Origin of the sequence: Flavobacterium sp., from assembly GCF_047602195.1 — a bacterium.
Taxonomy (GTDB): Bacteria; Bacteroidota; Bacteroidia; order Flavobacteriales; family Flavobacteriaceae; genus Flavobacterium.
Genome location: NZ_JASGHW010000004.1, coordinates 1,149,723 through 1,164,651 on the forward strand (window position 1 = coordinate 1,149,723; position 14,929 = coordinate 1,164,651).

Annotated in this window: 10 protein-coding genes and 1 tRNA gene; 4 read left to right on the forward strand and 7 right to left on the reverse strand. The window is 44.7% G+C overall.

The features are described from left to right. The first annotated feature begins 16 nt into the window (after positions 1-16). Entirely contained in the window at positions 17-2,947 is a 2,931-nt protein-coding gene (locus QM717_RS11230; RefSeq protein ID WP_415037559.1) for a type I restriction endonuclease subunit R, read from the forward strand. Positions 2,948-2,972: 25 nt separating this feature from the next. On the opposite strand, the gene QM717_RS11235 is transcribed toward QM717_RS11230, so the two are convergent. From QM717_RS11235 to QM717_RS11255, 5 genes are all read right to left on the reverse strand, one after another. Next, complete coding sequence (locus QM717_RS11235) at positions 2,973-4,211, reverse strand: site-specific integrase (RefSeq protein WP_415037560.1); 1,239 nt, start codon at positions 4,209-4,211, stop codon at positions 2,973-2,975. Positions 4,212-4,486: 275 nt separating this feature from the next. Further along, positions 4,487-4,561 (reverse strand) — tRNA-Val (locus QM717_RS11240). Between the two features lie 65 nt (positions 4,562-4,626). Continuing rightward, on the reverse strand, positions 4,627-5,847 hold the full coding sequence (locus tag QM717_RS11245) for a bifunctional folylpolyglutamate synthase/dihydrofolate synthase (RefSeq protein ID WP_415037561.1): 1,221 nt from the start codon (positions 5,845-5,847) through the stop codon (positions 4,627-4,629). A 14-nt stretch (positions 5,848-5,861) separates the two neighbouring features. Continuing rightward, complete coding sequence (locus QM717_RS11250) at positions 5,862-6,749, reverse strand: energy transducer TonB (protein ID WP_415037562.1); 888 nt, start codon at positions 6,747-6,749, stop codon at positions 5,862-5,864. A 51-nt stretch (positions 6,750-6,800) separates the two neighbouring features. Then, positions 6,801-8,027, reverse strand: coding sequence for a Glu/Leu/Phe/Val dehydrogenase dimerization domain-containing protein (locus QM717_RS11255; RefSeq protein ID WP_415037563.1), 1,227 nt, complete (start codon positions 8,025-8,027; stop codon positions 6,801-6,803). Positions 8,028-8,321: 294 nt separating this feature from the next. Between QM717_RS11255 and QM717_RS11260 the strand changes: the two genes are divergently transcribed. Next, on the forward strand, positions 8,322-8,630 hold the full coding sequence (locus QM717_RS11260) for a hypothetical protein (RefSeq protein ID WP_415037564.1): 309 nt from the start codon (positions 8,322-8,324) through the stop codon (positions 8,628-8,630). On the opposite strand, the gene QM717_RS11265 is transcribed toward QM717_RS11260, so the two are convergent. Further along, on the reverse strand, positions 8,627-9,691 hold the full coding sequence (locus tag QM717_RS11265; protein ID WP_415037565.1) for an anhydro-N-acetylmuramic acid kinase: 1,065 nt from the start codon (positions 9,689-9,691) through the stop codon (positions 8,627-8,629). The genes QM717_RS11260 and QM717_RS11265 overlap by 4 nt on opposite strands. A gap of 93 nt (positions 9,692-9,784) precedes the next feature. On the opposite strand from QM717_RS11265, the gene QM717_RS11270 reads away from it, so the two are divergent. Together QM717_RS11270 and QM717_RS11275 are read left to right on the forward strand one after the other, a co-directional pair. Beyond that, entirely contained in the window at positions 9,785-10,927 is a 1,143-nt protein-coding gene (locus QM717_RS11270; protein ID WP_415037566.1) for an acyl-CoA dehydrogenase, read from the forward strand. A gap of 241 nt (positions 10,928-11,168) precedes the next feature. Then, complete coding sequence (locus QM717_RS11275) at positions 11,169-13,574, forward strand: ATP-binding protein (RefSeq protein WP_415037567.1); 2,406 nt, start codon at positions 11,169-11,171, stop codon at positions 13,572-13,574. A gap of 1 nt (position 13,575) precedes the next feature. Here the strand turns inward: QM717_RS11275 and QM717_RS11280 are convergent, their stop codons facing one another. Beyond that, positions 13,576-14,919: a sigma-54-dependent transcriptional regulator gene (locus QM717_RS11280; protein ID WP_415037568.1), complete on the reverse strand. Its 1,344-nt coding sequence runs from the start codon at positions 14,917-14,919 to the stop codon at positions 13,576-13,578. Between the last annotated feature and the right edge of the window lie 10 nt (positions 14,920-14,929).

The following is a 14,929-nucleotide window of genomic DNA, read 5'->3' on the forward strand; positions in this document are numbered from 1 at the left end:
GTTGATAAAATAAAATATGGCAAAACAATCTGAGCAAATACTAGAAGAGAAGTTGATAACACAATTACAAAAATTGGGTTATCAATTTCTCTTGCTTCAAAATGAAAAAGATTTACTACTTAACCTTAAGCATCAATTGGAAAAACACAATTCGAATGCATTGGTCAAAACCGGCAACCTGAAATTTACAGATACCGAATTTGAGAAAGTTTTGAACACGTTAAGTAAAGGCTCAGTATTCGAAAAATCTAAAACCCTTCGACATCAGCAACATCTTATACGAGACAATGGTCAAAATCTCTACTATGAATTTCTCAATATAGAGCATTGGTGCCAAAACCAATACCAAGTCACTAATCAGATTAGCCAAGAAGGAAAATATAAGAATCGTTACGACGTCACCATTTTAATCAACGGATTGCCTTTGGTGCAAATAGAACTGAAGCGCAGGGGACTTGAGTTGAAAGAAGCATTTAACCAAATTAACCGCTATCAACGACATTCATTTGGAGCGAACGCTGCACTCTTTCAATATGTACAGATTTTTGTCATAAGCAATGGGGTGAATACAAAATACTATGCCAATAACCCCAAACAAGGATTCAAGCAAACTTATTACTGGACAGATATCGAAAACAAAAGGCTTTCGAATATTCTCAATGGGTTTACCGATGCGTTTTTGGAACCATGTCATATCAGCAAGATGATTTGTAAGTACATAGTTTTGAATGAGGCATACAAAATCCCGATGGTACTGCGTCCATATCAATATTATGCTGTCGAAGCACTAATTGAACGTGTTAAGAATTCGACAAAGAATGGTTATATATGGCATACGACAGGTTCAGGAAAAACTTTAACCAGCTTCAAAGCCAGCCAAATTTTAATGGCGCTGCCACAAGTCCACAAAGTTATATTCGTTGTCGATCGAAAAGATCTTGACTACCAAACCACAAAAGAGTTTAATAGTTTTCAGGAAGGATGCATAGACGGAACTGATAATACCAGTAATCTCGTCAAACAATTTATTGGTTCTTATGTTGATAAAAAAGGCGAAGCGAAAGATTCAAAGCTGATAGTTACGACTATCCAGAAATTGAATACTGCCATCAGCAAATTGAAATACGAAAGAAAAATGGCCGATATAAAAGACAAGCGCGTAGTATTCATTTTCGACGAATGCCATCGTAGTCAATTCGGCGATACTCATAAGCGAATCAAGGCTTTTTTTTCCAATAGCCAAATGTTTGGATTTACCGGAACTCCAATTTTTGCAGACAATGCTGCGAAAAACGAACATGGAAAAAGAACAACCAGGGATTTGTTTGAAGATTGCTTACACAAATACGTTATCACAGATGCCATTAAAGATGAAAATGTTTTGAAATTTTCTGTCGAGTACGTTGGCCGTTATAAACACAAAGATGGCAGGGAGACTAATATTGATATCGAAGTTGAAGATATAGATACCAGGGAATTGATGGAAGATTCCAGGCGCTTAAATAAAATCACGGATTATATTATTGCTCATCACGGCCGCAAAACCCATAATCGGGATTTTACCGCTATGTTCTGCACGAACAATGTAGATACGCTGATCAAATACGTTGATTTATTTAAGCAAAAGAAAGAAGCCGGGCTCCATGATCTAAATATCGCGACTATCTTCAGTTACGGCAGCAATGAAGAAGATGCCGATGCAAATGGGCTTTACACCTTTGATGATAATTTCGATGGCGATCAGATGAGTGTTGCAGCTGAACCCAACGCAAATTACAAAGTTAATGTACATAGTCGTGAAAAGCTTGAGGAATTTATAGGCGATTATAACAGAATGTTTGGTGACAATTTTACAACGCGAGACAGCCAAAGCTTTTATAACTATTATAATGATATTTCGAAAAAAGTAAAAGAGCGAAAAATTGATATCCTGATTGTAGTGAATATGTTTCTTACAGGATTCGATAGTCCGACGCTCAATACATTGTACGTGGATAAAAACCTAAAGTATCATGGATTGATACAAGCATACAGCCGGACTAATCGTATCATTAACGAGCAAAAAAGTCAAGGCAATATAGTAACGTTTAGGAATCTCAAAAATCGAACGGATGAAGCAATTACGCTTTTTAGTAATAAAGAAGCTATCGAGGTGATCATTATGAAACCCTATGAGGACTACATTGCAAAATTTGATGATGCCTTTGAACATCTTCTGTCATTGGCTCTAACTATAGATAGTGTAGATGACCTGGTAACTGAAGAAGACGAGTTAGAGTTTATCAAAGCCTTCAGGGATTTAATGCGCGTTAAAAATATTCTCGCTGCATTTTCCGATTTTCAGTGGGAAGACCTGAAAATGGATGAGCAACAATTTGAAGATTTTAAAAGCAAGTATCTTGATTTACACGATAAAGTAAAAAACGAGCATCAGAAGGAAAAGGTCTCAATTCTTGAGGATGTCGATTTTGAACTTGAATTGATTCATCGGGACGAGATAAATGTTACTTATATAATTCAACTATTGATAAAGTTGAAATCCCAAACGAAGAACGATACTGCCAAAACCGAGCAGGAAATTTTCAACTTGTTGAATACCGAAACAACATTGAGAAGTAAGCGTGAATTGATCGAACGATTCATATTAGAGAATTTGCCGATTATTGAAGATACAGATAATATCCAAGAGGAGTTCGACAAATACTGGTCGGAACAACAACAAAAGGCATTTGATGATTTGGTTTATGAAGAGAATTTGTCTGCAGAGAAAACTGAACGGCTGATTGAAAATTATTTGTTCGCTGAACGCCAACCTTTGCGGGATGAGGTTCTAGAGTTAATTCAAGGTGAAAAGCCAAGTTTGTTACAACGCAAAACACTTGGGGATAAGATATTGAAAAAAATAGTTGACTTTGTCGAGACGTTTATCAATGGAATGGCTGCATAATACTGTTAGCATAATCATCAAAAGATTAGCTACTTGCTTTCAGAACGCCGCCGCCTTGATATCTTGTGCGTAAATTTTGCATGTCCTCACTTACCTTCTTATCCAGAACTCTAGCGTAATGCTGAGTAGTCTGAATATTTTTATGGCCTAGCATTTTACTGACGCTTTCGATTGGAACTCCATTTGTCAAAGTTACTGAGGTGGCAAATGTATGCCTAGCCATGTGAAAAGTGATTTCTTTGGTAATTTCACACAAATCGCCAATCTCTTTTAAATAGCCGTTCATTTTTTGATTGCTGAGAACTGGTAAAACCCGATCTTCATTCAGACACTTAGGATGAGAGGCATATTTTTTAATCAATTCTTCGGGAATTGGTAGCAAAGGTATCTTTGATTTGGTATCTGTTTTTTGTCGATTTTTAAATATCCACTTTTGGCCGTCGATGCCAATTCCAATATGGTCTTGTTTTAATCCTTTTACATCAACGTAAGCTAAGCCGGTAAAACAGCAAAAGATAAAAATATCCCGTACCAGTTCAAGTCTTGGTGTGCGAAACTTCTTGGAATAAATGCTTTGGATTTCTTCTTCGGTTAGAAATTCCGTTTCAACTTCTTTCATTTTGCCGTCATACTTAACAAATGGGTCTTTTTCAAGCCAATCATTGCTCAGGCAAATTTTAATAATCTTTCTAAAATTGCGGACGTATTTCACTGCGGTATTATTGCTGCAGTTTTTTTCGCTCCTCAAATAAAATTCGAAATCAGTGATCAATGCGAAATCAATTTTATCAATCGCGATATCTTTTACATTCAATTTCCACAATAGGAATTCTTCAAGATGTTTCAATGAAATTTTAAATCGTTCTAATGTGCCAGGCGCGTAACCGTTTCCGAGCAATCCTTCAATCCGGTTGTTGTGGTCTCTGTAAATTGGTAAAAGCATTCGTTGAGAATCTGTTTCATCGAACAGACGCTTCCGGAAGTTTTCAATATTTAAAGCTTCTCTTTTATGGGTGAGTGTCATTTGAATATCAATTATCTGTGATTTTACAGAATCGAGATAGTTATTAATTGAACGGGCTTCCTCTGAAGTGCCTTTCATTTTCGACAGTTCATCAGACCATTTTGATTTTTCGATAAACTTTTTGGAACTAAATTCGAGACGTTCTCCATCGACAGTTAACCGGATATAAATTGGCAGAAGTCCGGCAACATTAGCTTTGGTTTTTTTTGCATAGAAATGCAAAGTGATTTTTGTTTTCATGGCGGTAACCTTTTTAATTACTAATCAATTTATTGTTCTGAGTAATTGCAAACAAGATGTTCAAATTTTAAACGGGTAAGTGAATAGGTTCGACAATACCAGTGTTTGCAAGGCTTAAGCGATTTTAGCGAGACCCTTATTTTTTGATCTGTTCGGGTCTCGATTTTATCTCCTAAGAAATAAGATTGAATGAATAATTTGAAGTATGCCTAAAAGCAAAAAGCCGATAAATCATAAGATTTATCGGCTTTTGAAACCATTTGTTTTTAAACTTGTGGGCGATGAGGGATTCGAACCCCCGACCCTCTGGGTGTAAACCAGATGCTCTGAACCAACTGAGCTAATCGCCCTGATTGCTTAATGCGAGTGCAAATATAAGGCAGTTTTTGGGAATTGCAAACAAATCATTGTTTTTTTATAAAATTTCTGCGACGACAAAAGTACTGCCGCCGATGTAAATGAAATCCGATGGAGCCGCATGCTGCAAGGCACTTTGGTAAGCTTCTGGAACCGAATGGTATATCTGTCCGGTTAAACCAAATCCGCTGGCTTTACTGGCCAAATGCTGGGCGTCGAGTCCACGCGGAATATCGGGTCTGCAAAAATAATACACCGCATTTTTGGGGAACAATGGTAAAATCTCGTCCAAATCCTTGTCGTTGACGACCCCCAAAACGATGTGGAGTTGGTCGAATTCATTTTCCTGGATCTGACGAAGCGTCATTTCCAGTCCGGCTTTGTTGTGCGCGGTATCGGCAATGACTTTGGGATGGTCCTGCAATTGTTGCCAACGGCCCAACAAGCCGGTGTGGCGAATCACATTTTGCAAACCGTTTTTTATTTGTTCTTCCGAAACGGCCAACTGGTTTTTTGCCTGTAAAACGCGAAGGGTCTGGACCACGGTTTTTTTATTGTGGAATTGGTAATTGCCTTTCATGTCCGACGGATAATCTTCCCGAACCAAATCGGAAGCAAAATAAATATCCGAATGACAGGCTTGGGCTTTTTGCTCAAAAACAGGCTTGGTTTCCGAAGTGTATTCTCCAATCACAACAGGAATGCCGGGTTTGATGATGCCAGCTTTTTCTGCGGCAATCAATTCTAAGGTGTTGCCCAGGAATTGAACATGGTCGTAACCGATATTGGTAATGACCGAAACCAATGGTGTAATGATGTTCGTCGAATCGAGTCTTCCGCCCAAACCCACTTCGATAATGGCAACATCCACTTTTTCCTTGCTGAAATAATCGAATGCCAAACCGACGCTCATCTCAAAAAAACTCAGGGCATTAGCCTCAAAAAAGGATTGGTTACGCGCAATAAAACCAACGACGAAATCCTCTGAAATTTCTTTTCCATCGATCTTGATGCGTTCGCGAAAATCCTTGAGGTGCGGCGAGGTGTACAATCCGGTTTTGTATCCGGCTTCTTGCAGGATGGAAGCGAGCATGTGCGAAGTCGAGCCTTTGCCGTTGGTGCCCGCCACATGGATCAATTTTAGGTTTTGCTCAGGATGCCCCAAATGTTGCGAGAGCAACAAGGTGTTCGTCAAATCTTTTTTATAAGCCGACGCGCCTTGTTGTTGGTACATCGGAAGTTGCGCGAACATCCAGTTGACCGTTTCGGTATAAGTCATCGTGTAATCTGGAATTAGTTCCCGGTGAGCTTGAAGCTGTAGATGATTTTACCGACCTGTTTGTCGGGTGCGCTATCATCCGATTGCCATTTGGTATCCATGGCTGCGATCTTGGCTTGGTCAAGCAAACACTTGGCCGCGTTGGTCGTTCCACGGATGCCCGGATTGGCGCTGATCACACGACCCGATTTGTCAACAGAAATCTGTACGACCACAATCCCTTCTTCATCACAAACGTAATTCGGTTTGGGTTTGCTCAGCGGTTTGCGGTTGCCGAGTTGGTAATTGCCGTTTCCGTTTCCAGAGCCGCCACCCGAACCCGAGCCATAGCCGCTTCCGGTGCCGATGCCTTGGCCCGATCCATTGCCGCCGCCGCTTCCGGTACCCGATCCGCCACCGCCGTTGTAACCGGTAGCGTTCGCATCGCCGCTTGATTTTCCTTTGTTTCCGGGCTGTTTGTCGTTGCCGTCACCGCCGGTACTGGTCCCGTTGAGCAGGTTCGACAAAGCATCGGTGGTTGATTTGGAAGGTTTCGGTGTGGGTTTTTCAACCGGTTTCGGATCTTCTTCTTTCTTGGGTTTCTCGGTCGGTTTCTTGACATTGGCAATCACCGGCGCATCGTCGTTTTCGCTGACGATGATTTCCTTTTCGGAAGATTTTTGCGGTTGGGTTTGCTTGGGAACCGATTTGACACTTTCCATCGAAGTGTAATTATCGCCCGACCCGAAGTCGCTGTCGCCAAAATTGACAGCCACATCGCCACCGCCGCCACCGCCTTCGAGCATGGACAGATCAATGGTGTTGGTCGATTTGAGAAAATACAGCAATAGAAACAATACCAGGAAAATGGCCGAAGTGGCCGCCAGTGATTGTTTCCTGTTTTCGATTTGGGTGAATGTCATGGGTGCAATTTTAACCTGTTCCTATAACGAAAATAAGTAAAATAAATTGTTCTACACCAATTGTTTGAGCGCAATTTCAAAAGCGGTCGCACTGATGTTGGTTTTCGATTGGTTTTTCGCGTGTGCCTTGACGATCGCGTTTTTGATGGTTTCAGACGTATCCGAGAAAATCGCCTCGTCGGTCATCTGTACTTTCTTTTCCATGAAATAGGCAAACACACGCGCCATGCCGCAGTTCGAAATGAAATCCGGAATCAGGCTTACCTTGTGGTCGATGTCTTCCATGGTCGGGCCGAAGAAAATTTCCTTGTCGGCAAACGGCACATTCGCGCCACACGAAATCACTTCGAGCCCCGAAGCGATCATTTTGTTGGCCTGATCTTGCGTGACCAATCTCGAAGCGGCACAAGGGGTGAAAATTTCCGCACCGATGGTCCAGATTTTCTCATTGATTTCCTCAAACGGAATCATGCGGTCGGCCACGAGCTGGTTGCCGTTTTTATTGAGGAACAACGTGCGGATTTCTTCAAAAGTAAAACCGTTCTCATTGATGAGTCCGCCATTGCGGTCGATGATTCCGACTACTTTCGCGCCCATTTCGGCCAAATAAAATGCCGCTGCCGAACCGACATTTCCAAATCCCTGTACGATGGCTTTCTTGCCTTTGACCGAACCGCCATAAATGTCGTAATAATGACGAACGGCTTCGGCCACGCCATAACCGGTGATCATGTCGGCCACAGTGTATTTGCGTGCCACATCGGGAGAGAAGCCCGGATTTTCGATTACTTTGACCACGCCTTGGCGCAATTGCCCGATGCGGTTGATCTTGTCGGCTTCGGTCGGTCGAAAATGGCCGTTAAACACGCCTTCCTGTGGATGCCAGACGCCGCATTCTTCGGTCATCGGGATCACTTCGTGGATTTCATCGACGTTCAAATCGCCGCCGGTACCGTAATAGCTTTTGAGCAAAGGAGACACGGCTTTGTACCAGCGTTTGAGAACGCCTTCCTTGCGCGGGTCGTTCGGGTCGAAATTGATTCCCGATTTGGCACCGCCAATCGCCGGGCCCGAAACCGAGAATTTGACTTCCATCGTTTTGGCCAGTGAAAGGACCTCGTTCATATCAAGCCCTTTGCGCATGCGTGTTCCGCCGCCAGCCGCACCGCCGCGAAGCGAGTTGATGACCGTCCAGCCTTCGGCATCGGTTTCAGAATCTTTCCAGTTGAAGATGATTTCGGGTGCTTTATTTTCGAATTGTTGTAAGAGTGCTTTCATTGTTGTGTTGATTGATATTTTATTTCGCTGCGCTCCATACTCCCGACTATTCGGGACGGCGCGCCTCGGGTTTGGTTCGGCAAATATAAAAAATAGAAATTGCAGATTCTTCGGTTTAAACTAATAATTCCCGATTTTTAGCTTGTTTTTCTTTTGACGAAATGCGTATTTTTGAATAAAATTGAAATATGAAAAAAATAGGGGCCGTATTGGCCATGACTTTATTATTGACCGCTTGCTCGAGTTATACGCTTTTCGAAAGAGAGTTTTGTAAGCCAACTCAAAGAGAATCAGATGGTACAACGCACACACAATGTGGCTTCAATCGGGACGGGTTACGATTCCAATGGCCTTGAAAAGATCAGATGCGTCAATCAATCGGGCCAGGAGGTTTGGCTCTACGGTGGAAAAAACATCAACTTCAAAGTCACGACGCTCGACGGTAAAAAGCAAACGATGTATTTTGATACCGTTTATTGGCAGAATGATACTATTTTTGGCTTGAAATCCAGAATCGTTGGGGGCAAGCGTGTGATTCCGGTCAGCCAAATCGCAACAGTGGGCATCAACGCCGAAGAAGCAGAAACCAAACCGGTCAACTAACTGTAAATTTTTCCCGAGCTGTGGTCGTGTTTCGCGCCTGTAACCGAAGCGAGCACATTGATTTCATTCCGAAGTTTCAACACGCCGAGCAGTGCAAAAATCAGCGCTTCCTTGAATTCCAAAATTTTCGCATCGGGGATGATGATTGGCATGTCGGGCAAATGAAACCGCATGCGTTCGACTAAAAAAATGTTGTAGGCACCGCCGCCGGTGACCAATAATTTCCCTTTTTTCTGGGGCAAAGCCGCTGCAATTTGGATGGTGATGTGCTCGACAAATGTATGCATTTGGTCTGCGGTGGGAATCTCAAAACGTTCCATCAAGGGCAAAATCGTTTCCTTGACGTATTCGAAACCGAGCGATTTGGGATAAGGTTTTTGATAGAAACCGAGCGTGTTCAATTCGCCCAGCAATTCAGGATTTAATTTTCCTGATCGGGCAATGGTTCCTTTGTCGTCATAGGCCAAGCCCAGCCGGTTTGCATAAAAATTGAGTACCGTATTGACGGCCGAAATGTCAAACGCAATGCGCTGGCCGTCGGCTTCAAAAGACACATTCGAAAAGCCGCCGAGGTTGAGGCAGTAATCATAACCGGCAAACAAAATGCGGTCGCCGATTGGCACCAAAGGCGCGCCCTGACCGCCCAAAGCCACATCCTGCACGCGGAAATCGCAGACGACTTTCTGTTTTAAAATCTCAGCAATCTCTGGCAAGTTGCCGATTTGCAGTGTCAAACCGTTGTGCGGTTGGTGTAAAATCGTATGGCCGTGCGAACAAACCGCGTCCAGGTTTTCGACTTGGTTTTTGGTGATGAAATCGGAAATGATTTTCCCGAGCAATTCGGTGTAATCAAAATTGAGTTTTTGGAGCCCGTCCGATGAAAATCCGACCGCCGTTTTTAAAGTCGAAACCCAATCTTCTGAATACGGAACCGTTTCATTCTCAAGAATTTCAAACGACCATTGTCCATCGGAAACGGTGAAGCGGATGTGGGCCAAGTCAACCCCGTCGAGCGAAGTACCCGACATCACTCCGATAACGTTATAGTTTTCTTTCAACATCGTCCAAAATTAAGCATCAAAATTCAAAATTTCGCAATTAAAAAATTATATTTGCCCACATTTTCAAACAAAAATAACACTCATTTTAGCATTATGGATTTTAACCTTACCGAAGAGCATTTGATGATTCAACAGGCGGCGCGCGATTTCGCACAGGCAGAATTGCTTCCGGGCGTCATTGAAAGAGACGAACACTCGAAGTTTCCGACAGAGCAAATAAAGATGATGGCCGAACTGGGCTTTTTAGGCATGATGGTGGATCCAAAATACGGCGGTTCGGGACTCGACAGCGTTTCGTATGTACTGGCGATGACCGAAATTGCCAAGATCGACGCTTCGGCTGCGGTCGTGATGTCGGTCAACAATTCGCTCGTGTGCGCCGGGCTCGAAAAATACTGCAACGAAGAACAAAAGATGAAGTACCTCGTGCCATTGGCCAAAGGCGAAGTCATCGGCGCGTTCTGTTTGTCGGAGCCTGAAGCGGGTTCCGATGCGACTTCACAAAAAACCACCGCGATCGACAAAGGCGACCATTATTTACTCAACGGAACCAAAAACTGGATCACCAATGGCGCAACCGCATCGACCTATATCGTCATCGCACAAACCGATATCGAAAAAGGCCACAAAGGCATCAACGCGTTTATCGTCGAGAAAGGCTGGGCTGGTTTCGACATCGGGCCCAAAGAAAAGAAAATGGGCATCCGTGGCAGCGATACCCATTCACTCATGTTCACCGATGTAAAAGTGCCCAAGGAAAACCGCATCGGTGCCGAAGGTTTCGGATTCAATTTCGCGATGAGCGTGCTCAACGGCGGTCGAATCGGTATCGCGTCGCAAGCACTCGGAATTGCAACCGGCGCTTACGAATTGGCGCTCAAATATTCAAAGGAAAGAAAAGCATTTGGCAAGGAAATTTCCAAGCACCAAGCCATCGCATTCAAATTGGCCGATATGGCGACGCACATCACTGCCGCCAGAATGCTGTGCCTCAAGGCCGCTTCTGAAAAAGACGCTGGAAAAGACATCTCGCAATCGGGCGCGATGGCCAAATTGTATGCCTCGCAAGTGGCAATGGACACGACCATCGAAGCAGTACAAATCCACGGTGGTAACGGTTACGTGGCCGAATACCATGTGGAACGAATGATGCGCGACGCGAAGATCACACAGATTTACGAAGGTACTTCCGAGATCCAAAAGATTGTGATTTCGAGAAGCATCTTGAGCGAATAATTTCGAAATAATGAACTTAAATCCCGATTGTTTCAGTCGGGATTTTTTTTAACAAAAAGTACAGATTTTCTGCCGTCAGGTGTCCAAATTATTTTGTTGGGATAACCTTCATTGCCCCCTTCCCATGGAACAAAAATATTCTTTTTTTATATACTTCTGTTACAGAAAAACTGGACATTTTTTAAAACAGTTCGCCTTATTCCAGCATGAAGCATATCAAAAAAAATCTTACCTTTAAAACATGAGGCAACCACGTTCCACCAAAGGCAAAGTCATTCTCGGTTATTTACTTCTTTTCGTCATCGCCGCGGTGTCGGTTTGGTTTGTCTACTCCGAAATCCTCAAGATTGCATTGCCCGAGAAAGACATCAATGCCGAGAACAAGAAAATCCTACAGGTCAGCAACGCGATTGCCAATCTGTATGCCGCCGAAACCGTGGGCCGCAATTCGATCCTGACCGGTTCTTCCAAGGATTTCGACGCCTACAACAAAATCCTCGACAGCGTCAACCTACAGATCGAGGCCATCAAGAAACAAAGCGACGCGGCCCAGCTCGGCAAACTCGATACGATCCAGGACCTGCTCAGGCGCAAACGCCATTCGATCAACGAGATCATCCTGTTCCGCAATTATTACAACGAAAAAAATACCTTCGACCGCGCCGTCGGCCAGATTACCAAAGTCAAGGATTCCCTGAACCGCCGCGTCAAACCAATCCAGTTCAAGAACAATACGCAAATGCGGCAATTCCTCAATGCGGTACTCACCAAACGCCAGATGGATTCACTCAGTAAATTGCCCGTGTCAAACGAACAATTGACTTCGGCCATCGAGAAAATGCTCACGCAGGTCATCATCCGCGACAATAGGATGAAGTACGAATTGTTCAAGAAAGAACAAAAACTGCAGGACGAGAACCGCATCATCTCAGACCAGTTGCGCGTCGTATTGTCTTCACTCGAAAAGGAAATCCTGCAGAAATCCTACGCCAAGATCAACAAATCCAAAACCGCAATCAACAACACGATCGAAACGATTGCCTGGATCGGCGCGGCTACATTTTTATTGCTGATCGTATTCGCGGCGATTATCCTGCGCGACCTGACCCGAAACCAGCAATACCGCCAACAGCTCGAAACGCTCAATGACGAGAAAGAAGATTTGCTGCGCAGCAAAACAATGTTACTTGCGACGGTCACGCACGATCTGCAAACGCCGCTCGGCAGCGTAATCGGTTTTTCGGACCTGCTCAAGAAAACCGAGATTTCGAGCAAGCAGGAGCAATACATCGACAGCATCAAACATTCGTCGCATTACATTCTCAAACTGGTCAACGATCTGCTCGACTTTTCCAAACTCGAAAACAACAAGATCGCGATCGAGAAAGTCAGCTTCAATTTCAAGGACCTGATCGAAAACATCTGCAAGCCTTTGGAGCAAAATGCGACGGGCAAAAACATCGAACTGCGTTGCGACGTAGAGGAAGAACTCAACGCCAATTTCATTTCGGATCCGTACCGCATCAAGCAGATTTTGACGAACCTGGTTTCGAACGCGATCAAATTTACGCAGGAAGGTTCGGTCGAGGTCGTCGCCAAAATCGTCCGCAACGACATCGTCATCTCGGTCATCGACACCGGAATCGGGATTGCCAAGAATGAGCAGGACGCGGTGTTCAAGGAATTCACGCAGGCGCATGCCGGGATCGAGAAGAAATTCGGCGGTACCGGACTTGGGCTCACGATTGCCCAGCGCATGCTGCAATTGCTCGGTGGGACGATTTCGCTCGAGAGCGAGGAAGGGCAAGGGTCGATTTTTACGGTGGTGCTTCCAGCCGTGAAATCCGAAAGCAGTTATAAAAATGACCAGCCGATGCCTTCGGTCGATACCGGTTTTCTCGAAAACAAAAAAATCCTGATTGTCGACGACGATGCGATGCAACTGTCGTTGATGAAGGAAGTGTTCGCCAATTATCCGCCCGAAGTCACGCTCTTGAACGATGCGTCGAAAGTCAAGGATTTGCTCGAAAGCGCCCCATTCGATTTGATATTGAGCGACATCCAGATGCCCAAAATCGATGGATTCGAGCTCGTGCGCATCATCCGCAACAACAACAATCCAGAGATTGCGCACATTCCGGTCATTGCCTTGTCGGGCAAACGCGATTTGAATCCTGAGGATTTTTTGAGCAAAGGTTTTACGACTTTCCACCCCAAACCGTTGCAACTCGAGGAATTGCTGTTGCAGATGAAGGCCATTTTTCGCAACGAAAAACCCGAATTCCGCCAGCGCGCCAAACACAAATCTGGCGGCAAGCTGTTCGATTTGACGAGCCTGAACCAGTTCACGCAAAACGACCCGAACGCTTTGCGCATGATCATCGACAATTTCATCGACAGCGCGAAGCAGAATTGCCAGATTTTAAAAGTGGCCGTAGCCGAAATGGATGCGGATCAAATGGCCGATATCGCGCACAAGATGATTCCGATGTTCCGCCAGATGGAAGTCTGGTCGATTTCGGAATTGCTCGAACCGATCGAGGACCGGACGCTTGATTTTGATAAGGAACAGATGCAACATTATGCCGATGACATTTGCGAACGCATCGAAAATTTATCGGTCAAGTTAAAACTGGAGGTGCAGTAAATTACAAATCGATATTGTACAACTTGAGTTTGTTGTACAAGGTCTTGCGGTCGATGTCGAGCAATTTGGCGGCCTTGCTTTTGTTGAAATTCGCTTTTTCGAGTGCGTTGCGGATCGCGTCTTCTTCGTTGCCCTTGGTGTAATTCAGTCCGGGATCGGATTTTGGCTCGGCCAACATTTCAGGCGGCAACACCTCGATCGAAACCCTATCCGATTTGGTCAGCAATACCGAGCGTTTGATGATGTTTTTCATCTCGCGCAAATTGCCGGGCCATTCGTAGCTCAGGAACAAATCGGTGACTTCCTTGCTGAAACCCGTGATGTTTTTCTCGAGATCATCGTTGGCCGATTCCAGAAAGTGGTTCGCAAAAATCATGATGTCGTGCTTGCGCTCGGACAACTTGGGCACCATGATCGAGAATTCGTTGAGGCGGTGGTACAAATCCTCACGGAAATCGCCGCGTTTGACCGCTTCGGATAAATCTTCGTTGGTCGCCGCAATGACACGGATGTCTACCTTGATTTCGTTGTTGCTGCCCACGGGTTTTACTTTTCTTTCCTGTAACGCCCTGAGCAATTGGATTTGGACTTCATACGACAAGTTTCCGACTTCATCGAGGAAAATCGTTCCGCCATTGGCCGCTTCGAAATGTCCGGTCTTGTCGTTGACCGCGCCCGTGAACGAACCTTTGAGGTGCCCGAAGAATTCACTAGAGGCTAAATCTTTCGGGATCGCGCCGCAATCAACCGCAATGAATGGACTCGCTGCTCTTTTGCTTTGTTTGTGGATCGAATGCGCGATGTATTCCTTGCCCGTGCCGCTGTCGCCGATGATTAAAACCGACATGTTCGTTGGTGCCACGAGGCTGATGTATTCGTGCAATTGGTCCGAGTGCGAGCTGATGCCTTTGACGAAGGAAATGGAGTTGGCCGCGGGTTTCGGCGCAGGTTTTTTATCCGAAGGCGTTTGCTTTTGCTGGTCGGTTTTCTTGAGTGCCTGCTCGATCGTGTGCAGGATTTCATCGGGATTGATTGGTTTGCCGACATAATCGTAGGCCCCGATTTTCATCGCATTGACCGCCGTTTTGATATCGGTGTAGCCTGTCATCAGGATGACTTGCGTCGCGAATGAGGTTTCCTTGACCGCCTTGAGAATTTCGATGCCGTCGCTGTCGGGCAGGCGAATGTCGGTCAAAACCACATCAAAAATTTGATTCTTGATGGCTTCACGCGCCTCGTTGGCATTGAATACATTGGTCACGTCGTAACCCTTTTTCTGCAAAAAGGTCTTGAGCATGATGCAGAAAGAAGTATCGTCATCGATGACCAGGATTTTGGAACTCATCAGCGGTTTG